This window comes from Variovorax sp. GW823-FHT04F07, from assembly GCF_058795995.1.
Genome location: NZ_JBXAIG010000001.1, coordinates 1,258,433 through 1,281,189 on the forward strand (window position 1 = coordinate 1,258,433; position 22,757 = coordinate 1,281,189).

The following is a 22,757-nucleotide window of genomic DNA, read 5'->3' on the forward strand; positions in this document are numbered from 1 at the left end:
CAGCCCCTACCCTGTTCCCATGCGTGATGTGATCCTGCTGGAAGATGAAGCCGTGCTGCGCGAAGAGTTGAGCGAGTTCCTGACCGGCAGCGGCTACCGGGTTGATGCCGAGGCGTCGCTCGAAGGTTTCCACCGCACCTACGACCCCGCCCGCCACGGCATCGCGCTGGTCGACCTCGGCCTGCCCGACGGCGACGGCCTGTCGCTGATCCGCGAACTGCGCGAACGCGGCGAGCGCCTGGGCATCGTCGTGCTGACGGCGCGCGGCGGCGCCCGCGACCGCGTGACGGGGCTGGACATCGGCGCCGACTACTACCTGTCCAAGACCACCGACCTCGATGAACTGGCCGCCACGCTGGCGGCACTGTCGCGGCGCCTGGGCGATTCGCCCGCCGCGCTGCCGGCCGACGCCTGGGTGCTGGAACTGGGCCCGCGCCGGCTGTCGCCGCCGGGCTTCGCGCCCATTGCGCTGTCGGAACAGGACCTCACGGTGCTGCACGAGCTGATGCGCAGCGCCGGCGAGATCGCCAGCCGCCAGCAGATCGTGCAGGCCCTGGGCGAGCACTACCTGAGCTACGACCAGCGCCGCCTCGACACCCAGATCCGCCGCCTGCGGCGCAAGGTCAGCGAGGCCACGGGGCTGGTGCTGCCGATCAACACGGCGCGCAACGCCGGCTACCGCTTCCACGCCAAGACGCTCATCCGGCGCTAGTCCACAGCAGATCGGGCGCCGCTGCGGCGCTCAGAAACGCTCAGTTTCATTTCGATACCCGCCGCTAATCTGCGGCACAGGCAGCGACTTGAGGCACGGATGAAGGCATGAGCGATCTCGCCAGGACAACTTCTTATGTGGTCCCCTACGTGGTCCACGTCAAAGGCCAGAACTTCACCTTGAAGGATGTCATGGTGGCCGCGGACATCTATCGGCTGCGGATCGAGGAGCAGATCGGCGATCCGCTGCGGGTGGTGAAGTGCTTCCAGGCCTGGTCGAAGGAGCGCCACCACGGCATCGAGCACCTGAACCGGACCGAAGCCCGGCTGGCCCGGGAATGGCTCAATGCGCAGCACCAGGCCGACAAGGCCGCCCGGCAGCTGCTGAGCTCGCCGCAGACCCTCGGCTTCGACTTCAAGCTGCGGTAGCCGCCCTGCGCGGGTGCCCCCGGGTTCCTAGAATCCAGCGTCCGGCGACCCCGCGCCGGCCTTCGCGCCTTATCCGGAATAAGCAACCAACCGCCTCGCAACCCGCATGGATGCTGGTGAATAAGCTTATCCGCATAAGACGCGAACCAAAAAATAGTTTGTTTCCATAAGGCGGGCTTTCAGAATCCGGGGCTTCTTGCTGGGGCGCTGGACGCACCGCACTTCAAGACACATACGCACGATGTACCAATACACAGAATTCGACCGCCAGTTCGTTCACCAACGCGCTGCCCAGTTCCGAGACCAGCTCGAGCGCTGGCAAAAGGGCCGCCTGCACGAGGACGAGTTCCGCCCCCTGCGCCTGCAAAACGGCTGGTACGTGCAGCGCTACGCGCCGATGCTGCGCGTGGCCGTGCCGTACGGCGAGCTGTCGAGCAAGCAGCTGCGCGTGCTGGCCCGCATCGCCCGCGAATACGACGAGCCCGAGGCCGAGGTCTACCGCAAGGCCATCGAGACCCAGGGCCTGCTCGGCAGCCACAAGCTGCCCACCCACTACGCCCACTTCACGACGCGCCAGAACGTCCAGTACAACTGGATTCCGCTGGCCAAGTCGGCCGACGTGATGGACCTGCTGGCTTCGGTCGACATGCACGGCATCCAGACCAGCGGCAACTGCATCCGCAACATCACGAGCGACGAGCGCGCCGGCATCGCCGTCGACGAGATCGCCGACCCACGCCCGTTCGCGGAAATCATGCGCCAGTGGAGCACGCTGCACCCCGAGTTCGCCTTCCTGCCGCGCAAGTTCAAGATCGCCATCACCGGCGCCACCGAAGACCGCGCCGCCACCGGCTGGCACGACGTGGGCCTGCACGTGGTGAAGAACGAAGCGGGCGACATCGGCTTTCGCGTGCAGGTGGGCGGCGGCATGGGCCGCACCCCCATCATCGGCACCGTGCTGCGCGAGTTCCTGCCCTGGCAGCAGATCATGAATTACCTCGAAGCGGTGATCCGGGTCTACAACCGCTACGGCCGCCGCGACAACATCTACAAGGCGCGCATCAAGATCCTGGTGAAGGCCGAGGGCCAGCGCTACATCGACGACGTCGAGGCCGAGTACAAGCAGATCCTCGAGCACGACGGCGCACCGCACACCATCACGCAGGAAGAGTACGACCGCGTGGCCGTCTCCTTCGTGCCGCCGACGCTGGCCACCCGCGTGCTGCAAAGCGCCGAGAAGACCGACGCCGAACTGCGCGCCCACGCCGCCGACGACGTCATGTTCGCGCGCTGGCTCGCCCGCAACGTCGACGCCCACAAGAACCCCGCACTGCGCGCCGTCACGCTGTCGTTCAAGCGCCTGAAGCAGGCGCCCGGCGACGCCTCGGGCGACCAGCTCGACACCATCGCCGAGCTGGCCGACCGCTTCTCGGCCGGCGAAGCCCGCGTGACGCACGACCAGAACGTGGTGCTGCCCTGGGTGCACGCCGAAGACCTGCACGCGCTGTGGCTCGCCGCCCGCGCCGCCGGTTTCGCGAGCGCCAACGTGCAGCTGCTGACCGACATGATCGCCTGCCCCGGCGGCGACTTCTGCGCGCTGGCCAATGCGCGTTCCATTCCCATCGCCGAAGCCATCACCGAGCGCTACCAGGACCTGGATGAGCTCGACGACCTGGGCGAGATCGACCTGCACATCAGCGGCTGCATCAACTCGTGCGGCCACCACCACAGCGGCCACATCGGCATCCTGGGCGTCGACAAGGACGGCAAGGAGTGGTACCAGGTCACGCTCGGCGGCTCCGACGGCTCCGCGCTCAGCGGCGCGCCGCAGGCCGGCAAGGTGGTCGGCCCCTCGTTCTCGGCGGCCGAAGTGCCGGGCGTGATCGAGGCCGTGCTCACCACGTACCGCGACACCCGCGCCAACGGCGAGACCTTCATCGACACCCTGCGCCGCGTGGGCCACGACCCGTTCAAGGCCGCAGCCAACGGTGCGCGATTCAAGGTGGAGGAAGCAGCATGAAAAAGACTCTGAATATTCTTTCCGCCGAAGAACACATCGACGACGGCGACCCGAAGGTCCTGCAACTGGCCAACGACGCCGACCCGCTCGCCATCGAGGTGTGCCTGGCCGACATCGAGCGCATCGACCTGAACTTTCCGAAGTTCACCGACGGCCGCGCCTACAGCCAGGCCTTCCTGCTGCGCCGCCGCCTCGGCTTCACGGGCGACATCCGCGCCACCGGCGACGTGCTGATCGACCAGCTGGTGCAGATGGAACGCACCGGCTTCTCCAGCGCCGTGCTCAAGGAAGGCGTGGACGCCTCCGACGCACAGCGCCAGTTCGACCGCTTCGCCACGTTCTACCAGGGCGATGCGGTGAAGACCGCGCCGCACTTCGTCGCCGGCGCCTGAGCAGACAAGAGAGCCCCATGAGCATCGCCACCGACATCGACTTTGCACGCATCAACACCGAACTCGGCCGCAACGCCGAGGGCCTGGTGGACTGGGCCGTCGGCCTGGGCCAGCCCGCGATCATCACCACCAACTTTCGTCCCTTCGAGGCCGTGATCCTGCACATGGTCACGCGCGCCAAGCGGGACGTGCCGGTGGTCTGGATGGACAACGGCTACAACACCGAGGCCACCTACCGTTTTGCCGACGAGGTGACGAAGCTCCTGGGCCTTCATCTACACATCTACCTGCCGCGCCGCTCGCGCGCGCACCGCGAAGCGGTCGAAGGTGCCACGCCGGCGCTGGACGATCCGCGCCACGCCGCCTTCACTGAAGAAGTGAAGCTGGAGCCCTTTGCCCGCGCCCTGCGCGAGACCGCGCCCAAGGTCTGGTTCACCGCGCTGCGGGCCACCGACACGGCCGTGCGCGCGCAGATGGACCCGGTCAGCGTGAACCCGGACGGCCTGATCAAGGTCGCGCCGCTGCTGCACTGGTCGTCCAAGGACCTGTACGAATACTGCGAAGCCAACGGCCTGCCCAACAACTTCGACTACGTGGACCCGACCAAGGGCGAGGACAACCGCGAATGCGGCTTGCACCTGTCGCACTGAACGATCGCTCCCCGTCTCCAGGACCCATCCGATGAACGCCCGTACCGAAGCCGACCTGCTGCAGCCGCCCATGCATTCACCCGCGAACCTGTCCAACACGCACCTCGACGCGCTGGAAGAAGAAACCATTTTCATCCTGCGCGAAGTGGCCGCCGCCTTCGAGCGCCCCACCCTGCTGTTCTCGGGCGGCAAGGACTCGCTGGTGCTGCTCAAGTGCGCTGAAAAAGCCTTCGGCGTCGGCCGCATTCCCTACCCGCTGCTGATGATCGACACGGGCCACAACTTCCCCGAAGTGACGGCCTACCGCGACCAGCGCGCGAAGGAACTGGGCGCCGAACTCATCGTGCGCAGCGTCGAAGACTCGATGAAACGCGGCACCGTGCGCCTGGCCCACCCGGGCGAATCGCGCAACGCGCACCAGTCGGTGACGCTGCTCGAGGCGATCGAAGAATTCCGCTTCGACGCGCTGATCGGCGGCGCCCGCCGCGACGAGGAAAAGGCCCGCGCCAAGGAGCGCATCTTTTCGCACCGCGACAGCTTCGGCCAGTGGCAGCCCAAGGACCAGCGCCCCGAGCTGTGGACGCTGTTCAACACGCGCCTGGCTCCCGGCGAGCACTTCCGCGTGTTCCCGATCTCGAACTGGACCGAGCTCGACGTGTGGCAATACATCGAGCGCGAGAACGTCGGCCTGCCGTCGATCTACTACACGCACAAGCGCGAAGTGGTCGAGCGCCGCGGCCTGCTGGTGCCCGTGACCGAACTCACGCCGCCGCGCGACGGCGAGACCGTCCAGGTGCGCGACGTGCGCTTTCGCACCGTGGGCGACATCACGACCACCTGCCCGGTCGAGAGCCTGGCCGCAGGCGCGGGCGACGTGGTGCTGGAGACGCTGTCGGTCGACGTCAGCGAGCGCGGCGCCACGCGCATGGACGACATGACGTCCGAAGCTTCGATGGAAAAACGCAAGAAAGACGGTTACTTCTGATGAGCGCAACGATCGCAACCCCCGCCACGTCCGACGTCCACGGCGACACCGGCACCGCCCTGCGCTTCATCACCTGCGGCTCGGTCGATGACGGCAAGAGCACGCTCATCGGCCGCCTGCTGGTCGACAGCAAGACCGTGCTGCAGGACCAGCTGGCCGGCGTGCAGCGCGGCGGCGAGACCGACCTGGCCCTGCTGACCGACGGCCTCTCGGCCGAGCGCGAGCAAGGCATCACGATCGACGTGGCCTACCGCTACTTCTCGACCGCCAAGCGCAAGTTCATCATCGGCGACGCGCCGGGCCACGAGCAGTACACGCGCAACATGGTCACGGCCGTCTCGGCCGCCGACGCGGCCGTCGTGCTGGTCGATGCCACCAAGCTGGCCTGGGCCGCCGAGGTCGAAGACGGCACCGTGGTCAAGCGCGAGCTGCTGCCGCAGACGCGCCGCCACACGCTGCTGGCCCACCTGCTGCGCGTGCAGTCGATCGTGTTCGCGGTCAACAAGCTCGACGCCATCGACGATGCCGCCCTCGCCTTCGAGCGCATCTCGACCGCGCTGAACGCCTTTGCCGAAGCGGCCGGCGTGAAGGTCGCGGCCATCGTGCCGATCTCGGCCCTCAAGGGCTGGAACGTGGCCACGCGCCATGCCGACTGGGTCGGCTACGAAGGCCCGAGCCTGCTCGAGCTGCTCGAAGACCTGCCCGTGACTGCGCAGGACGAAGCCGTGCCCTTCGCCTTCCCGGTGCAGTGGGTCGAGAAGTTCTCGGCCTCGGCCGACACCTCGCAGGGCCGCCGCGTGTTCTGGGGCCGCGTCGCCTCGGGCCACGTGGAGCCCGGCCAGCGCGTGACCGTGCTGCCCAGCAACCAGACCGCCACCGTGGCGCAGGTGCTGAGCCACACGCGCCAGCCGAAGACCGTGCATGCGGGCCACAGCGCCGGCATCGTGCTCGACCGCGAACTCGACGTGTCGCGCGGCGACTGGCTGCTGGCGCCCGAGGCCTTCGAGCCCGTGCGCGAGATCACCGCCACCGTGGCCTGGCTCGACGACGAGCCACTGGTTGCCGGCCGCGTGTACTGGGCGCTGCAGGGCCACCGCTGGGTCAAGGCCAAGGTGGCGCGCATCGTCGATCGCGTGAACATCACCACCCTCGAATCCGAGCCGGCGACCCAGCTGGAAGCCAATTCCATCGGCGATGTGGTGCTTGCGCTGCAGCAGCCGCTGGCCGTCCTGCCCTTCGCCCAATCGCGTGCGCTGGGGTCGCTGGTGCTGGTCGATACGGCCTCTCATCGCACCTCCGCCGCCGTGCTCGTGCAGCCGCCCGCCGCAAAGGCCTAAAATCTAGGGTTTTCCAGCCCCTTCCCCTGACGCTAAAAGACAAATGACCCACGTCGTCTCCGAAGCCTGCATCCGTTGCAAATACACCGACTGCGTGGACGTTTGCCCCGTCGACTGTTTCCGCGAAGGTCCCAACATGCTGGTGATCGACCCGGATGAATGCATCGACTGCGCCGTCTGCATCCCCGAATGCCCGGTCAATGCGATCTACGCCGAGGAAGACCTGCCGGCCGACCAGATCGCCTTCATCAAGCTGAACGCCGAGCTGGCCCTGGCCGACGGCTGGAAGAGCATCACCAAGCGCAAGCCCGCCCTGCCCGAAGCTGAAGAGTGGAAGGACAAGACCGGCAAGATCTCGGAGCTCGTGCGCTGAGCCAGGCGCCCGCACCGATCGAGACCGACGCGCTGATCATCGGCGCCGGTCCGGTCGGCCTGTTCCAGGCCTTCCAGCTGGGCCTGCTCGAGATTTCCTGTCACATCGTCGATGCGCTGCCCGCCGCGGGCGGCCAGTGCGTGGCGTTGTACGGCCACAAGCCGATCTACGACATTCCCGGCACCCCGGTCACCAGCGGGCGCGATCTGGCGCAGTCGCTGCTGCAGCAGGTGGCGCCGTTCAAGCCGCAATTCCACTTCGGCGAGCAGGTTTCTACCCTGGCCCGCCAGGGCGACGACCGCCTGCTGCTGACCACCTCGGCCGGCACGGCCTTCCTCGCGAAGACCGTGTTCATCGCGGCGGGTGTCGGCGCCTTCGTGCCCAAGCGCATCACGGTCGACGGCATCGGGCAGTTCGAGGGTTCGACGCTGTTCTATCACCCCGATTCGTTCGACCGCTTCGCCGGCCAGACGGTCGTGGTCAATGGCGGCGACGACATCGCGCTGGAAACCGCCATCGCCCTCACGGCCATCGCCAAGCAGGTGACGCTGGTCCACCGTCGCGACGGCTTCCAGGCCGACGAGGCGAACGTGGCCGCCATGCGCGCCCTCGTGGCCGACGGCAAGCTGGCCTTCCGGGTCGGCCAGCCGAGCGCCTTCGACGGCAAGCAACTGCAGATCACCACACCCGACAACACCACGGTCGACCTGCCGCTCGATGCGTTGATCGCCTGCCTGGGTATTTCGCCGCGCCTGGGCCCCATCGCCGACTGGGGCCTCGAGCTGGAGCGCAAGCAGGTGCCCGTCGACACCGAGAAGTACGAAACCCGCGAGCCCGGCGTGTTCGCGGTGGGCGACATCAACACCTACCCGGGCAAGAAGAAGCTCATCGTCTGCGGCTTCCACGAGGCCACGCTGGCCGCCTGGGGCGCGGCCGCGCGGGTGTTCCCCGGCAAGGCGATCCCGCTGCAGTACACGACCACCAGCACGCGCCTGCATGAGCTGCTGGGCGTGGCGAGCACTACCCCGCGCTGAGCAGCAGCGGCCGGTAGGCCTCGATGAAGCTGCCCACGGCGGCGACGTAGCGGTCGATATCTCCCGTCGACAACGGCAGCGAGAGCACGACGAATCCACGCGGCGAGGTGTAGATCCCCTCACTCAGCAGGTGGAAGAACAGCAGCTGCCGCAAGCGCCCATCCGCCGCCGCCAGGTCGGCCACGCGCCGCACCTCGCCCCGCAGGAAATGCGCATTCATGAGCGAACCCACGCCGGTGAACTGCATCGCGACACCTTCGCGTTCGCACAGCGCATTGAGCCGCGACCGCATCGCCTCGCCCCGCTCGGCCAGCGCGCCCGCCGCCTCGGGCGTGAACAGCTGCGTGAGGCCTGCATAGCCGGCCGCCATCGTCATCACGTTGTTGTTGAAAGTGCCCGAGTGCGCAAGCGCGCCGGTGCGCGGGTCGAACTGCGCCATCACGTCGGCTCGCCCACCGAAGGCGCCGAAGGACATGCCGCCACCGATGTACTTGCCCAGTGTCGTGAGGTCGGAGTAAATGCCCAGCCCGTTCGCCAGCCCGTGCGGCCCCAGCCGCGACGTCATCACCTCGTCGAAGACCAGCAGCGCACCGACCCGCGTGGCCCCGTCGCGCAGTGCCTGCAGGAAATCGCGCCGCCCCGGAATGCAGCCGCTCGCGCCCTGCATCGGCTCGACCAGGATGGCGGCGATGTCCGCGCCGTGCGCATCGATCTGCGCGCGCGCCGTGTCCGCATCGTTGTAGGGCAGCACGAGGAAGTCGAAGGGCACGGTCGTCGGTGACGGCTGGTCGCCGAAGCCGAGCACGCCGCCGTGGTAGCCGCCCGAGAACACGACGATCTTGCGCCGTCCCGTGAAGCGCAGCGCGGCCGTGAGCGCCATCAGGTTCGCCTCGGTGCCCGAGTTGGTGAAGCGCAGCTGCTCGACCTGCGGGAAGCGTTCGCAGATCGTCTGCGCGAGCCGGCCTTCGAGCAGGTTGTGACCCGTGAGGTTGATGCCGCCCTGCATCGCCTCGATGACGGCCTCGCGGATCTCGGGTGCCGAATGGCCGTAGACACCGGCCGTGTACTCGGCGATGAAGTCGATGTAGCGGTGGCCGTCCGCGTCCCAGAGCGACGCGCCCTCGCCTTTGGCGATGGTGAGCGGGAACGGCGCATAGAACAGCACCGAGCGGCTGTTGGCGCCGGGCATGTAGCGCGTCTGTGCCTCGAAGCGACGCAAGCTTTCGGGGTTGCCGTCGGTGAAGCGTTGATGGGCCTCGGCCAGGGCCTGATCGATGGCGGTCGTCATGGGAGACATCCTTTGAGAGTGGAACGTGCCGGGAGCGCTCGGCCCGTTTAATTGATCAATGCTCAATTAATAATATTTATACAATCAATTCACCCGCTGCACAATGGCCGCATCCATGAAGAAAAAAGCCCCCGAGCCTCGCCCCCGGACGGCCGGCCGCCCTGCCGGCGGTGCGGCGCTGTCGAAGCAGCGCATCGCCGAAGCCGCGCTGGCGCACATCGACGCCTTCGGCCTCGGCGCCTTCAGCATGCGCGAGATCGCGGCGCAGCTCGGCGTGTACCCGGCCACGGTGCACTGGCATGTCAGCACGCGCGAGGCCCTGCTCGCGGAAGTCGCCGCCACGGTCATGGCGCAGGTCACGCCGCCCAAGGGCACGCTCGCCTGGCAGGACTGGATCGCCGAGTTGTTCCACCGCTGCCGCACCGCGGTGCGGCAGCACCCGAACGTCGCGCAGCTGCTCGGAGCGCAGCTGGTGTCGAACGGCAGCCTGCCGACCGAGCTGGTCGAAGGCGTGCTGGCGGCGCTGACCGAGGCCGGCTTCGACGGCGAGCCGCTGCGCGAGGCCTACAACTGCGTGATCGCCGCGATGCTGGGCTTCCTGACGATGGAGTTCTCGCCCCTGCCCGCCGACAACACGCAGGCCTGGGCCGAAGAGCTGCGCGAGCGCGTCCACACGATCCGCCCGCTCGACCATCCCGTGCTTTCGCGCCACCTGCCGCAGCTGGCCAACAAGGCCTTCATCCTGCGCTGGGACAACGGCACCACCGTGCCGCTCGACAGCAGCTTCGAGCGGCACATCCAGATCACGATCGACGGGTTGGAGGCTTTCGCGCGCAAGGTGGCTCAGGCCAGATCGAGCAGCTCGTAGAGCACCATCCGCGTCTGCCGCCCGCGCAGCTCGATCTGCTCCTCGATGCGCCGCGTGGCCAGGCGCCCGCCCAGGCCTTCGAAGGTCGTCTCGGACATCAGCGTGCGCGTGCCCAGTTGCTTGTTGGTGCCCTCGATGCGGCTGGCCGCATTGATCACGTCGCCCAGCGCGGTGTACGACAGCCGGTCGCTCGAGCCGAGCACCCCGGCGATCACGATGCCGGTGTGCATGCCGATGCGCGTGCGAAAGGGCTGCAGGCCCTCGGCCTGCCAGCGGCGGTTGAGCTCGGTCATCTCGGCGTGCAGTTCGAGCGACGCCGCGCAGGCGCGGTACTCCGCGTCGGGCAGGTCGGTGGGCGCACCCCACAGCACCATGATGCCGTCGCCCATGAACTTGTCGATCACGCCGCCGTGGCGCGCGAACACGCGGGTCGCGAGGTTGAAGTAGTCGGTCAGCTGCCGCATCAGCACGTCGGCCGGCATCGATTCCGCGATGGCCGTGAATCCTTCCACATCGGTGAACATCGCGGTGATGCGACGCGGCGACCCGTTGGGTTCGAGGGCATGCCCTTCGGCGATGAGCTGGCGGATCACGTCCACCGGCACGAACTTGCGAAAGGCCTGCAGGCTGCGCGCGGATTCGTCCAGCGCCTGGTTCAGGTGCTGGATTTCGAGCACGCGGCTCGACTCGCGCGGCAGGTCGTCGAGCTCCAGCCGCCCGATGCGCCGCGCCGTGCGCGAGAGACTTTCGATGGGCGCGGTCACCAGCTTCGACAGGCGCAGCGAAATGAAGAGCGCGATCGCCAGGAATGCCAGCACCAGCAGCAGCGACCACAGCACGTTGCGATGCAGCGCACCCAGCAACGCCTCTTCGGGCTCCCAGCTCACCAGATGCCAGTCGGTGGCGGGAATGCGCGAGGTCTGCACCTGGTAGTGCATGCCCTCGTGCACGAGCGCAAAAGCCATGTCCTCGGTCCAGCCGCGGCTGCCGTTGGCCAGCATGTGGGTGTGCAGCGCACCGAGCACGCCCTCGTCGGGGTCTTCGAGCACGCGCACGGAATGCGGGTGGTCGCTGCGCGCGATCACGTGGTGGTCGGCGCTCAACAGCGCGCTGTGGCCGTGGCCCGTGCCGCCGAACAGGCGCACGAGGTTCGAGAGATGCCCCAGCGACACGCTGGCGACCGCCACGATCGTCTGCGTGACGCCCTCCTCGTCCTGCCGCCGGCTCGGCCGCGCGTGGCTCACGCCGAGTTCCTTCATCGAGGGCAGCACGAAGGGCGCGGTCCACACGGCGCGCTGCGCCTTCTCGGCCTGCGTGAACCAGTCCTGGTGCACCGGGTCGTCCTCGCTGCGAAAGGCCTCGATGCGCGTCGTCTCGTAGCGCCGCCGCGGGTCTTCGTCTTCGTCGCTGTCGGGCGGCGACTTGTACTCCCAGGTCTCGGTGGTGAAGTCTTTCTCGCGCAGCACCTGCCGCACCACCGGCGCGGGGTGGCGCATGGCCATCAAGAAATGGCCGTCGTCGCTGCCCACGCCGATGCTGTCGATTTCGGGTGTCTGTTCCAGCGCGGCCCAGAGCAGCTCGGCAGTCTGCTCGCCGTCGTGGCCCGCCGGGTGCAGGTCGGGCGTGTGGGCGATGGCGCGCACCAGGCCCTCGGTCTTGGCCAGGAAGGCGAGGATGTTGTCCTCGACCCGGTCGTGGTTGACCTTGTGTGCCGACTCGCCCACCTTCGACACCAGCTTCTCCGCCCCCCAGTAGCCGAAGGCCACCAGCAGCAGCGACTGCAGCAGCGCGACCGCGCAGATGATCGTGCCGACGTCGACTCGGAAGCGCCGCAGGCGGGTGCGCGGCGCGTTCGCGGGTGGCGCCGGTGCCGGTCCCGGGTGCTTGAAATCGTCTGCCATGTGTCGTGGTTCCCCCGGGGCATTTGAAACCGCCCTCGCGACGCGGATTTTCGTGCGTCTGCGACGTTCTGCCGCGCAGGGATAAAATCCGCCCCGCGCCGCAGTTCGCTGGGGTGCATCGCTAGGGGTGTCGAACCGGATTGTTCCGGGGCTGACTGAGAGAGTCCCTTTGAACCTGACTGGGGTACGACGTTGCGCGGGAAGCCGAGGCGGTGACCATCAATTGCTATCGCAACGTGCTACTTGGCAGGGGCTCCTACGCGTCACAAGCCTGCCGCTGACCAGCGGCCAAGCGACCAAAGCCCTAAGCCAAGAGAGACTTTGCGGACCGCCCCATTGCAGCCAAGAGCACGGCGGACCGGTCCGTAACCGGGATGTCTGGGACGCCCCCCAGGGAGATTAATTTCAGTGGGGGCTCCCCCTTTTCTCTTTGAAGCATGTTCGCGCCGAGAAGTCTTGCGATCTTTTCCGGATCATCGAAATAGCCGCGCATCGTGCGGCGCAGACCCGACGCCAATAGGTCAGCGACTTGCACACCGGGAACTGCCGCTGAGTCCACCAAGCGAAAGTCCTCGCGGACCATTTTCCCTACGTCGAGTGGATCAGTATCCATGTCGATGCCGTAGTCATCCCGCAGGAAGGTCGGCGCCGCGCCCCTCGGGAACTCAAACCGCTGAAAGAACGAGTAATCGGCACCGGTCAACTGCAAGATGGGATCTCGAAGCGACTTTGTCTGCAGCAGTGCGGGAAGAATGATCCTGAAGGCGTTTTCGTATGCCGTCGGAATCGTGTCCTTCCGATCGACTCGCCAGCGTAGGTGCGCCAAAGTCGGTGGATGACGCTGGGCGAAGTATGTGATCCCAGTGCGGAGCACAGCGTGGCAAAGCTCGACCTGAGCGCAAAGTTGGGCGTACAACTGAACAGGAAGAAGTCGAATCGCTGTAGCAAGATCCTCTAGCCCCCTGCGGGCTTCAGCATGGTGCATCTTGTCGATGTGCGTCAGAACCTTCTGAGCCTGCATGTCGCGATGGTGAATCAGTTGCGCGTCGCTATGTTGGTACGCATCCATTGCGACCCCGAAGGCGATGCCCCGCAGCCGCGTGAGGTCGGTGAGGAAGCGTGCATAGCGAGCTTCTGTTAGATCTCGAAGCTTGGCCTCCCCCCCACCAGAGGTCTCAACACGCAGATCGCTGATCAGTCGCGCCAACGGAGCGCGATCAATCTCTGGCGAGACATAGGCGACGACGACGCACCAAGCGTCTGCCACGGGCGCCGTCCGAAAAGTGCCCGACTCGTCGACAAAGATGTTCATGTTGCTAGCGCTCGGACTCTGTTGGGATCCTCTCCGGACATCCGATGCCCAAGGAGCAGAGGCACGTTTGCTCTAACGCTTCTTTCGCGCCTGATGCTTTTTCAGAATCTCGGGAATCTTGCTCTCTGGCCACCCAGGTTGATCACAAGGACCCAAAAACTGGGCAGACACATCGTTGTTTGCACCCCGAGCGATGAGCCCGATATCCTGTCCGGCCACGTTGAGATTCCAAGTAATGCTGTAGCGCTGGGACCAGCGCACAAGCACTTTCACTATTTCCCGCATGTCTCGGCACATCATCAATGTGTCTTCAGGCTCGGACACCTTCACGGGCCCATAGCTTCCTAGCGAAACTCGCGTACCGCCGCCCAAATGCTTGGAATCCTCATCCAATTCGATGGATAGAGGCTCGGCCCACCAGTCGTACGACCTCCGAAGTTTGTCGGCTTCGATAGAGACCTGCGCCGCGACCTGCTGGGACACAGGCTCAACGCTTGTGTAATCAAAAGTGAAGCTCATCGGGCCTTTTCTATGGACACGGCGACGTCCGCCCCCGGGGCCGAATTTTGCAGTACGCAGGAACTTTTCGATGCGTTCGCAGCACGGGCGCCTAAAATGACATTTCGCTAGGGGTGCTGGGGCGGCTTGCCGTCCCTGCTGAGAAAGTCCCTTTGAACCTGATTGCGCCTTCTTTGTTCGTTTACTTAGGAGGCCCGAGGTAATCCTCGCGCAGGGAAGCTGGTCCGGTGGCCTGTCGCGTTGTCTCGCGTGACGGCCGCGCCACTGGAGCCTCGCCCACCTGCCAAACCTTTTGCACTGGAGCAAAACGGATGGCACACGACCACGACAACGACAGTTCCGCTTCCGGCAACGAAGCGCTCACGCCCCTGCCCGCCTCCCGGCGCGTCTTCGGCTGGCACGACCACGCCTCGCTGTGGTTCAGCCTCGGCGTCGGGCTGCTGGTAATGCAGATCGGCGCCTACCTGGTGCCGGCCGTGGGCACGCGCGACGCGGCACTGGCGATCGTGCTGGGCTCGCTGCTCGGCGCCGGGCTGCTGGCCTGGACGGCGCGGCTGGGCTGCGAAACCGGGCTGGCCAGCGCCGGCCTGATGCACGCCACCTACGGCAGCGCCTTCGCGCGGCTGCCGGTGCTGCTCAACATCGTGCAGCTGGTGGGCTGGACCACCTTCGAACTCGTGATCATGCGCGAGGGCACGCAGGCCATCGGGCAGCAGGCCTTCGGCGCCGCGCTGGGCACGGCCTGGGGCGGCGTGCTGACGACGCTGCTGTGGGGTGCGGTGCTGCTGGCGCTGCTGGCCGGGTCGATGGTGAAGCTGGTGCGCCGCTTCGTGAGCCGCTTCGGCCTGCCGCTGGTGGTGCTGTCGCTGCTGTGGCTCAGCTGGCAGTTCGCGACGCAGTTGCACGCCAAGGGCCTGGACGCCTTCTGGGCGCGGCCGGGCAACGGCAGCATGGGCATGTTCAGCGCGCTCGACCTGGTCATTGCGATGCCGGTGTCGTGGCTGCCGCTGGTGGCCGACTACGCGCGCCACGGCAAGCGCAGCGCCGCGGGCGGCCTGGGCAGCGCGTTCAGCGGCACCTGGATCGGCTACGCGCTCGCCAACATCTGGTGCTACGCGCTGGGCGTGATGGTGGTGAGCGTGGCCGAGCCGGGCACCAGCCTCGTCACGGCGCTGCTGTTGGCGCAGGGCGGGCTGGTGGCGCTGGGGCTGATCCTCATCGACGAACTCGACAACGCCTATGGCGACGTGTATTCGGGCTCGGTGTCCACGCACAGCCTGCTGCCGCGCTGGAGCGTGAAGCGCTGGGGCCTGCTGCTGGCGGTGCTGTGCATCGGGCTCGCGCTGGTGCTGCCGATGCACACGCTCGAACCCTTCCTGCTGCTGCTGAGCTCGGTGTTCGTGCCGCTGTACGGCGTGATCCTGGGGCGGCTGGGCAGCGGCCACGCCGTGTCGGCGAACGGCACGCGCACCATCGACTGGGGCGCGGCGCTGATCTGGCTCGCGGGCATCGCGGCCTACCACGCGCTCGCCAAGTGGGCGCCGCAGTTCGGCTCGGCGCTGCCGACGCTGGCGGCGACCTTCGTGCTGGCCTGGCTCAGCCGGCCGACAGCGGCAAGCGGTGGGTCGGCACTGGCGCAAAGCCGTGGTTGAGCGGACCGTGGCCCGCGCCGACCAGCACATCCGCACCGGCGCTCATCGCGCCGAGGATGTACGCGCGTGCGCGCTCGACCGCCTCGGGCAGCGCCAGGCCCAATGCCAGGTGCGCGGCGATGGCCGACGAGAGCGTGCAGCCGGTGCCGTGCAGGTTGCGGCTGGCGATGCGTTGCGACGCGAGTCGCTTGCGCGCGCCGCTGCGCTCCAGCAGCACGTCGACCACCTCGTCACCCGGCAGGTGGCCGCCCTTGAGCAGCACGGCCTTGGCACCGAGCGCGAGCAGTTCGTCGGCCGCGCCGTCGAGTGCGTCGATGCCGCCGATGGCATGGCCGACCAGCAAGGCGGCTTCGTCGAGGTTGGGCGTGACCACCACGGCGCGCGGGAACAGCTCGCGCACCAGCACCTGCACGGTCTCGGCCGCGATCAGGCGGTCGCCGCTGGTGGCGATCATCACGGGGTCGAGCACCACGTTCTTCAGCTGGTAGCGGTCGATGGCCCAGGCCACCACCTCGACCACCTCGGGCGCGTGCAGCATGCCGAGCTTGACGGCGTCGACGCCGATGTCTTCCACCACGGCCTGAATCTGTGCCTTCAGGAAGTCGGGCGGCACGCCGTGGATGCCCGAGACGCCCACCGTGTTCTGCGCGGTGAGCGCGGTGATGGCCGTCATGCCGTAGCAGCCGAGGGCCGCGAAGGTCTTGAGGTCGGCCTGGATGCCGGCGCCGCCGCCGCTGTCCGAGCCGGCGATGGAGAGCACGCGTGCGTAGCGCTGGGTGGGTGCTTGGGTCATGTCGAAAATTATCGGCGAGCCGACGGAGGCGCCGCATGAGCACACCGCATCCCCTGCCTTTCGGCTCGGCGGCGATCCTCGGCGCGGGCCTGATGGGCCGCCTGATGGCGGTCACGCTCGCGCAAGCTGGCTGCAAGATTGACCTGTACGAGGCCGGCAGCCCCGAGGCCGAAGGCGCGGCCGCGCGCGTGGCCGCGGCCATGCTCGCGCCGCTGGCCGAATCGGCCGTGGCGCCGGTGTCGGTCGTGCGCATGGGACAGCATGCTCTGTCGCGCTGGCCCGAGCTGCTGGCGCCGCTGGCGCAGCCCGTGTTCTTCCAGCGCGAAGGCACGCTGGTGCTGTGGCACCGGCAGGACGCCGCCGAGGCCACGCGGCTCGCGGGCGTGCTGGCGCGCACCGGCGCGCAGGTGCCCGAGCTGGCGCCGATGCAGGCGCTCGACACGCCCGCCTCCATCGCCGCGCTGGAGCCCTCGCTGGGCACGCGCTTCACGCGCGGCCTGTACCTGCCGGGCGAAGGCCAGCTCGACAACCGCGCACTGCTGGCGTCGCTGCGCGCCACGCTCGAAGCCGATGCGCGCGTGACGCTGCACTGGCAATCGCCGCGTGCGCCCTCCGACTTTTCGCCCGGCACGGCGGGCCAGCCCGACTGGGTGATCGACTGCCGCGGCCTCGGCGCCAAGCCGCAATGGAATGCGCTGCGCGGCGTGCGCGGCGAGGTGATCCGCGTGCATGCGCCCGAGGTCACGCTGCAGCGCCCCACGCGCCTCGTGCATCCGCGCTACCCGCTGTACATCGCGCCCAAGCCAGATCACCTGTTCGTGATCGGCGCGACCGAGATCGAGTCGGACGACCTGTCGCCCGCCAGCGTGCGCTCCACGCTCGAGCTGCTGAGCGCGGCCTATGCGGTGCACAGCGGTTTTGCCGAGGCGCGCATCGTCGAGATCGCGACGCAATGCCGGCCCACGCTGCCCGACAACCTTCCCGCCATTCGCCAGCCCCAGCCGCGCATGCTGCAGATCAACGGCCTGTACCGCCACGGTTTCATGATCGCGCCCGCCCTGCTCGACGCGGCGATGGAACTGCTGGCGCAAGGCAGCTCCACGATCGCACGCGGCTTCGGCATGGACGTGCCCGACGCATGACGAGAACAACACAAGCCCGATGAACATCCTGATCAACGACAAGCCCTGCACGCTGCCCGAGGGCGCGCTGCTCGCCGACGCGCTGGCCGTGCTGCAGGCCGTGCCGCCCTTCGCAGTGGCGGTGAACCGAGAGTTCGTGCCGCGCTCGGCCTACGCCACGCACCCGCTGCACGCCGACGACCGCGTCGAGGTGATCCGCCCGGTGACCGGCGGCTGACCGAACGCACCAGAGACAAGACGATGGAGACAACAACCATGACCAATCCCGACCCCCTGGTCCTCTACGGCCAGACCTTCCACAGCCGCCTGCTGCTGGGCACCGCGCGCTACCCCTCGCCCGACGTGCTCGAAGCCGCCGTGCAGCGCGCCCAACCCGCGATGCTGACCGCCTCGCTGCGCCGCCAGACGGCCAACCAGGGCTCCGGCAACAGCGACCTCGGCAACGGCTTCTGGGAGCTGCTGCGCAAGCTGGCCGTGCCGGTGCTGCCCAACACCGCCGGCTGCCACAGCGTGCAGGAAGTGATCGCCACCGCGCAGATGGCGCGCGAGCTGTTCGACACGCCGTGGATCAAGCTCGAGCTCATCGGCGACGACTACACGCTGCAGCCGGACACGCTGAACCTCGTCGATGCGGCGTCGCAGCTGATCCGCGACGGCTTCCATGTGCTGCCGTACTGCACCGAAGACCTGGTGCTGTGCCAGCGCCTCGTCGATGTCGGCTGCCAGGCCGTGATGCCGTGGGCCGCGCCCATCGGCACCGGCCGCGGGCCGGTCAACCCGTATGCGCTGCGCCTGCTGCGCGAGCGGCTGCAGGTGCCGATGCTGGTCGACGCGGGCCTCGGCCTGCCCTCGCATGCGTGCCAGGTGATGGAGTGGGGCTACGACGGCGTGCTGCTCAACACCGCCGTCGCGCTCGCACAGGAGCCGGTCGCCATGGCCGGCGCGTTCGCCGATGCGGTGCAGGCCGGCCGCGCCGCCTACCGCGCCGGCGCGATGGCCGCGCAGGACGCCGCGCAGCCCAGCACGCCCGTGCTCGGCACGCCCTTCTGGCACCACGCACCATGAACGCCATCGACACCTCCAACGCCCGCGCCGTGGCACAAGCCATCGTTGCGGTCCACGGCTTGCGCTTCGGCGCCGCCACGTCCGCGCCCGTGAGCGGCTCGCCGCGCTTTACGTCTGACGACGCCATCTACCGCGGCGCGAAGCAGGCCTGCACCGCGCTCGGCTTCATCGAGATCGACGCCGAATGCCTTGCCCACGCGTGGCGCGCACAGACCGAACGGCTCAGCCAGTTCGACGCGTCGGCATGGCCCGATGCGCCGGTCGATTTCGGCATGGGCCCGTTTCCGCCGACCGCGCGCGCCGACGCCTTTCCGCCCTGCCCCGAACGGCTCGGCCTCTACGCCGTGCTGCCCGACGCGGCGTGGGTCGGCCGCATGGCGCGCGCCGGCGTGCCGACGGTGCAGTTGCGCTTCAAATCGGACGACGCCGAGGCCGTCGCGCGCGAAGTGCAGGCCGCCGTCGAAGCCGTGCGCGGCACCGGTGCGCTGCTGTTCATCAACGACCACTGGCAGGTTGCCATCGCGGCGGGCGCCTACGGCATCCACCTCGGGCAGGAAGACCTCGACGCGCTGTCGCCCGATGAACTGCAGCAACTGCGCGCCTCCGGCCTGCGGCTCGGCGTGAGCACCCATGGCTACGCCGAGATGGTGCGCGCCGATGCGGTGAGCCCGAGCTACATCGCGATGGGCGCCATCTACCCGACCACGCTCAAGAAGATGGCGACCGCGCCGCAGGGCGTGGCGCGGCTTGCGGCTTACGCGCGGCTGCTGCGCGGCTACCCGCAGGTGGGCATCGGCGGCGTCGATGCCGTGCGGTTGCCCGAAGTGCTCGCCACCGGCGTCGGCTCGGTTGCCGTGGTGCGCGCGCTGGTCGCCGCCGACGACCCCGAGGCCACGGCCGCGCAATGGATGACGGCAATGCACGCCGCCCCCGGTTCCCCTGAACGCACAGAATGAACGCTCGACTTTTCTCGCACTCCCCGCTCTCGCGCGCGCTTGCCGCAGCCCTTCTCACTTTCGGTGCCTGCGGCGCGCATGCGCAATCGACATCGCAAGCACTGCCCGAGGTCACCGTGAACGACGGCGCCGCCGCGCCGCAGGCCGAGATCAGCGGCTTCGGCGATGTGCCGCTGCGCGAGCTGCCGCTGTCGGCCACCATCATCGACAGCCAGCAGCTGCGCAGCAGCGGCGCACGCCGCCTCGCGGACCTGACGCAGTTCGACGCCTCGGTCACCGACGCCTACAACTCCGCCGGCTACTGGGACTACCTCACGGTGCGCGGCTTCGTGCTCGACAACCGCTTCAACTACCGGCGCGAAAGCCTGCCGATCAGCGCCGAGACGGCGATCCCGCTGGACAACAAGGAGCGCATCGAGATCCTGCGCGGCACCAGCGGCATCCAGGCCGGCACCAGTGCGCCGGGCGGGCTCGTCAACTACGTGGTCAAGCGCCCGACCGAGCAAGACCTGCGCACCATCCGCCTCGAAACCACCAGCCGCGGCAGCGTGCTGAGCGCGCTCGACGTCGGCGGCCGCTTCGGCGAGAACCGCCAGTTCGGCTACCGGCTCAACGTGGCCGGCGAAAAGCTCAAACCGCTCACGCACAACCTGGACGGCAGCCGCCGTCTCTTCTCGCTCGCGGCCGACTGGCGCATCACGCGCGACTCGGTGCTCGAGTTCGAGGTGGAGCAAAGCCACAAGCAGCAGCCGAGCCAGAACGGCTACAGCCTGCTGGGCAACACGCTGCCCCGACCGGTCGATCCGCGCATCAACCTCAACAACCAGCCGTGGTCGCAGCCCTCGGTGTTCAAGGCGCTGACCGGCACGGTGCGCTTCAGCCAGGCACTGAATGCCGACTGGCGCTGGAGCGCGCAGATCGGCCAGCAGCGCCTGAAGACCGACGACCGGCTGGCCTACGCCTTCGGTTGCGGCGCCGAAGGCAACTACGACCGCTACTGCTCCGACGGCACCTTCGACGTGTACGACTTCCGCAGCGAGAACGAGCGCCGCACGCAGACCGCGGGCAGCCTGAATCTCAAGGGCAACGTGATGACGGGCAGCGTGCGCCACGAGCTGGGCTTCGGCCTGCTGCAAAGCCGCGTGCGCAACCGCTTCCAGGACCAGGCCTATAACTACGTCGGCACCGGCAACATCTGGGCCACCGCGATGACGCCGGCCGACCCGCGCCTGACCGACGCCAACACCAACCGCAACGAGCGCTCGACCGAGCTGTCGGTGCAGGACGCGATCCGCTGGAACGACCGCTTCACGACCTGGATCGGCGCGCGGCACACGCGGCTGTCGCGCGACAGCATCCGCACCGACGGCTCGCGCCCCACCGGCTACAGCGACAGCATCACCACGCCGTGGATCGCGGCCAGCTACGCGATCCAGCCCGGGCTGCTCGCCTATGCGAGCTGGGGCAAGGGCGTCGAATCGCAGGTCGTGCCGAACAAGAGTTCGCAGTACGCGAACGCCGGCGAGGCGCTGCCCGCACTGCAATCGCGCCAGTGGGAACTGGGCCTCAAGGGCGGCGACGCGGCGCTCAACTGGCAGCTCGCGTGGTTCGACATCTCGCGCCCGATGACCAACCTCGACCTGTGCGGCGCGTCCTGCACGGTGCGCAACGACGGCCGCGCGGTGCATCGTGGCCTCGAGGCCGGCGCGCAATGGACCGGCGGCCCCTGGCGCCTGGGCGGCAGCGTGGCACTCATCGACGCCAAGCGGCGCGGCAGCACGACCGCGCCCGAGCTCAACGGACAGGCGCCCACCAACGTGCCCAAGCAGGTGCTGCGCGCGCAGGCCGGCTACCGCTTCGCGTCGGTGCCGGGCCTCGAACTCGCGGGACAGCTGTCCTACGAAGGCCGCCGCAACGTGCTGCCCGACGGCTCCATCCGTCTGCCGTCGTGGACGCGCCTGGATGCGGTGCTGCGCTACGACACCAAGCTGGCCGGCATGGCCGCGAGCTGGACGCTGGCCGTCGACAACCTGTTCGACCGCCGCTACTGGAAGGAATCGCCCTACCAGTTCAGCCACGTTTACCTGTTCCCGGGCGCGCCGCGCACGCTGCGGCTGGGCGTGAGCATCGCGATGTGACGACATGAATGGAGCGCTTCGTCTTCGTCATCGCGGCGTCGTTGCCACGAATTCGTTGCGCCGGCGCCGCGTTGTTTTGGAAGCCCAAAAAATCACGCTATAATCTAAGGCTTGTTCGTTCCTCGATAGCTCAGTTGGTAGAGCGCCGGACTGTTAATCCGTAGGTCCCTGGTTCGAGCCCAGGTCGAGGAGCCATCACAAAGCCGCAAGGCCTCTGGAAGGCCCGCTACTCACAAGGTAGCGGGCCTTTTCATTTGTGAGACGACCGTCGAACGAAGACGTGTGCCAAGCGATGGAAAGAAATCGCCCAACGCACTTCGATTGGCAAAAATTGAGGGTCGCCGTTCAGAACGGCGATTCCATTGAATATAATTGAAAGCTTGTTCCTCGATAGCTCAGTTGGTAGAGCGCCGGACTGTTAATCCGTAGGTCCCTGGTTCGAGCCCAGGTCGAGGAGCCACCATTTGCTGAAGGCCCGTTACTCACAAGGTAACGGGCCTTTTCGCTTTGCGGCCCCTTTTGCTTTGGCGCCACATATCGGCCGCCGTCTGCCCGCTCGCGGGCCTGTCCGACACGCGGGCCCCGCCGTGCGTGCAAAACTCCCTCTTTGTTCACGGCTTGTGCTGCCCTGCCACGGGCAAACCCGTGCACGCGACACGCCGCTCAGGCGTTGTTTGAGTTCAGTCATTCACAAATAACAACCATCAAGGGCATCACGATGAAACTCACACGAATTCTTCTGGCCGCCGCCGTGGCCGCCGCCACCTTGCCCGCCGTGGCGCAGGTGTCCGTCAACATCAACGTGCCGGGCCTGATCCAGGTCGCGCCGCCCGCGCCGCGCTACGAGCCCGCGCCCCGCCCGCGCAGCGGCCAGGTCTGGGTGCCCGGCCATTGGCAGTGGAACGACCGCGCCTACGCATGGCGCCCCGGCTACTACGTGGCGGCCCGCCCCGACTACGCCTATGCCCCGGGCGGCTGGGTGCGCGCCGACGGCGGCTGGCGCTGGCGCGAAGGCGACTGGCGCCGCGCCGAGCGCCGTGAGGAACGCCGCGAAGACCGCCACCACCGCCGCCATGACCACGACCGCTACGACCATGACGACGACCACCGCGGCGGCGGCCACTGCCCGCCCGGCCAGGCGAAGAAGGGACGCTGCTGATAGCAGCAGCAGCTTGCGCGCCTGCTGGCGCGC

The 22,757-nt window shown here is 67.9% G+C and carries 22 protein-coding genes and 2 tRNA genes; 19 read left to right on the forward strand and 5 right to left on the reverse strand.

What is annotated here, in order from left to right; genetic code table 11:
- The first annotated feature begins 19 nt into the window (after positions 1-19).
- The 9 genes from AC1RAA_RS05960 (at position 20) to AC1RAA_RS06000 (ending at position 7,931) form a co-directional block, all read left to right on the forward strand.
- Entirely contained in the window at positions 20-712 is a 693-nt protein-coding gene (locus AC1RAA_RS05960; protein ID WP_062472505.1) for a response regulator transcription factor, read from the forward strand.
- A gap of 107 nt (positions 713-819) precedes the next feature.
- Positions 820-1,140, forward strand: coding sequence for a hypothetical protein (locus AC1RAA_RS05965; RefSeq protein WP_139705889.1), 321 nt, complete (start codon positions 820-822; stop codon positions 1,138-1,140).
- A 241-nt stretch (positions 1,141-1,381) separates the two neighbouring features.
- Positions 1,382-3,160 (forward strand): nitrite/sulfite reductase, encoded by a 1,779-nt coding sequence (locus AC1RAA_RS05970; RefSeq protein WP_492727117.1) that lies wholly within the window; start codon positions 1,382-1,384, stop codon positions 3,158-3,160.
- On the forward strand, positions 3,157-3,552 hold the full coding sequence (locus AC1RAA_RS05975; protein ID WP_062472499.1) for a DUF934 domain-containing protein: 396 nt from the start codon (positions 3,157-3,159) through the stop codon (positions 3,550-3,552). Before AC1RAA_RS05970 ends, AC1RAA_RS05975 begins: the two co-directional genes overlap by 4 nt.
- A 17-nt stretch (positions 3,553-3,569) precedes the next feature.
- On the forward strand, positions 3,570-4,202 hold the full coding sequence (locus AC1RAA_RS05980; RefSeq protein ID WP_307692959.1) for a phosphoadenosine phosphosulfate reductase domain-containing protein: 633 nt from the start codon (positions 3,570-3,572) through the stop codon (positions 4,200-4,202).
- A 31-nt stretch (positions 4,203-4,233) separates the two neighbouring features.
- Positions 4,234-5,187: a sulfate adenylyltransferase subunit CysD gene (gene cysD, locus AC1RAA_RS05985; RefSeq protein WP_062472495.1), complete on the forward strand. Its 954-nt coding sequence runs from the start codon at positions 4,234-4,236 to the stop codon at positions 5,185-5,187.
- The gene (locus tag AC1RAA_RS05990; protein WP_062472493.1) at positions 5,187-6,524 is read left to right on the forward strand and encodes a sulfate adenylyltransferase subunit 1; all 1,338 of its coding nucleotides are present in this window, start codon (positions 5,187-5,189) and stop codon (positions 6,522-6,524) included. The genes cysD and AC1RAA_RS05990 overlap by 1 nt, the downstream gene beginning before the upstream one ends.
- A 43-nt stretch (positions 6,525-6,567) precedes the next feature.
- Positions 6,568-6,897: a ferredoxin FdxA gene (gene fdxA / locus AC1RAA_RS05995; RefSeq protein WP_062472491.1), complete on the forward strand. Its 330-nt coding sequence runs from the start codon at positions 6,568-6,570 to the stop codon at positions 6,895-6,897.
- Complete coding sequence (locus AC1RAA_RS06000; RefSeq protein ID WP_492727120.1) at positions 6,855-7,931, forward strand: NAD(P)/FAD-dependent oxidoreductase; 1,077 nt, start codon at positions 6,855-6,857, stop codon at positions 7,929-7,931. Before fdxA ends, AC1RAA_RS06000 begins: the two co-directional genes overlap by 43 nt.
- Here AC1RAA_RS06000 and AC1RAA_RS06005 read toward each other — a convergent pair.
- Positions 7,918-9,219 (reverse strand): aspartate aminotransferase family protein, encoded by a 1,302-nt coding sequence (locus AC1RAA_RS06005; protein WP_492727123.1) that lies wholly within the window; start codon positions 9,217-9,219, stop codon positions 7,918-7,920. The two genes, AC1RAA_RS06000 and AC1RAA_RS06005, sit on opposite strands and share 14 nt — an antisense overlap.
- A 115-nt stretch (positions 9,220-9,334) precedes the next feature.
- Between AC1RAA_RS06005 and AC1RAA_RS06010 the strand changes: the two genes are divergently transcribed.
- Positions 9,335-10,087, forward strand: a complete 753-nt coding sequence (locus AC1RAA_RS06010; protein ID WP_492727125.1) for a TetR/AcrR family transcriptional regulator — start codon at positions 9,335-9,337, stop codon at positions 10,085-10,087.
- Here the strand turns inward: AC1RAA_RS06010 and AC1RAA_RS06015 are convergent.
- The 3 genes from AC1RAA_RS06015 to AC1RAA_RS06025 form a co-directional block, all read right to left on the reverse strand.
- On the reverse strand, positions 10,063-11,088 hold the full coding sequence (locus AC1RAA_RS06015; protein WP_492728337.1) for an adenylate/guanylate cyclase domain-containing protein: 1,026 nt from the start codon (positions 11,086-11,088) through the stop codon (positions 10,063-10,065). The two genes, AC1RAA_RS06010 and AC1RAA_RS06015, sit on opposite strands and share 25 nt — an antisense overlap.
- Before the next feature lie 1,204 nt (positions 11,089-12,292).
- Positions 12,293-13,300 carry a DUF3800 domain-containing protein gene (locus AC1RAA_RS06020; RefSeq protein WP_492727127.1) on the reverse strand — a complete coding sequence of 336 codons (1,008 nt, stop codon included), beginning with the start codon at positions 13,298-13,300 and terminating at the stop codon, positions 12,293-12,295.
- Positions 13,301-13,372: 72 nt separating this feature from the next.
- Positions 13,373-13,819 (reverse strand): hypothetical protein, encoded by a 447-nt coding sequence (locus AC1RAA_RS06025; protein WP_492727129.1) that lies wholly within the window; start codon positions 13,817-13,819, stop codon positions 13,373-13,375.
- A gap of 311 nt (positions 13,820-14,130) precedes the next feature.
- Here AC1RAA_RS06025 and AC1RAA_RS06030 point away from each other — a divergent pair, with 311 nt between their 5' ends.
- Positions 14,131-15,471 carry a purine-cytosine permease family protein gene (locus AC1RAA_RS06030; protein WP_492727131.1) on the forward strand — a complete coding sequence of 447 codons (1,341 nt, stop codon included), beginning with the start codon at positions 14,131-14,133 and terminating at the stop codon, positions 15,469-15,471.
- Here AC1RAA_RS06030 and thiD read toward each other — a convergent pair.
- Entirely contained in the window at positions 15,416-16,264 is an 849-nt protein-coding gene (thiD, locus tag AC1RAA_RS06035) for a bifunctional hydroxymethylpyrimidine kinase/phosphomethylpyrimidine kinase (protein ID WP_159271631.1), read from the reverse strand. The two genes, AC1RAA_RS06030 and thiD, sit on opposite strands and share 56 nt — an antisense overlap.
- 35 nt (positions 16,265-16,299) lie before the next feature.
- On the opposite strand from thiD, the gene AC1RAA_RS06040 reads away from it, so the two are divergent.
- From AC1RAA_RS06040 to AC1RAA_RS06075, 8 genes are all read left to right on the forward strand, one after another.
- A complete protein-coding gene (locus AC1RAA_RS06040) occupies positions 16,300-17,406 on the forward strand; it encodes an FAD-dependent oxidoreductase (RefSeq protein ID WP_492727136.1) in 1,107 nt (368 codons plus the stop codon).
- Between the two features lie 19 nt (positions 17,407-17,425).
- Positions 17,426-17,623 (forward strand): sulfur carrier protein ThiS, encoded by a 198-nt coding sequence (gene thiS, locus AC1RAA_RS06045; protein WP_062472460.1) that lies wholly within the window; start codon positions 17,426-17,428, stop codon positions 17,621-17,623.
- A gap of 38 nt (positions 17,624-17,661) precedes the next feature.
- Complete coding sequence (locus AC1RAA_RS06050) at positions 17,662-18,471, forward strand: thiazole synthase (protein WP_492727140.1); 810 nt, start codon at positions 17,662-17,664, stop codon at positions 18,469-18,471.
- Positions 18,468-19,427 (forward strand): thiamine phosphate synthase, encoded by a 960-nt coding sequence (gene thiE / locus AC1RAA_RS06055; RefSeq protein ID WP_492727142.1) that lies wholly within the window; start codon positions 18,468-18,470, stop codon positions 19,425-19,427. The genes AC1RAA_RS06050 and thiE overlap by 4 nt, the downstream gene beginning before the upstream one ends.
- Positions 19,424-21,565, forward strand: coding sequence for a TonB-dependent siderophore receptor (locus AC1RAA_RS06060; RefSeq protein WP_492727144.1), 2,142 nt, complete (start codon positions 19,424-19,426; stop codon positions 21,563-21,565). The genes thiE and AC1RAA_RS06060 overlap by 4 nt, the downstream gene beginning before the upstream one ends.
- Before the next feature lie 119 nt (positions 21,566-21,684).
- Positions 21,685-21,760 (forward strand) — tRNA-Asn (locus tag AC1RAA_RS06065).
- Between the two features lie 189 nt (positions 21,761-21,949).
- Positions 21,950-22,025, forward strand: a tRNA-Asn gene (locus tag AC1RAA_RS06070).
- Positions 22,026-22,283: 258 nt separating this feature from the next.
- Complete coding sequence (locus AC1RAA_RS06075; RefSeq protein WP_062472450.1) at positions 22,284-22,724, forward strand: YXWGXW repeat-containing protein; 441 nt, start codon at positions 22,284-22,286, stop codon at positions 22,722-22,724.
- Positions 22,725-22,757: the final 33 nt, after the last annotated feature.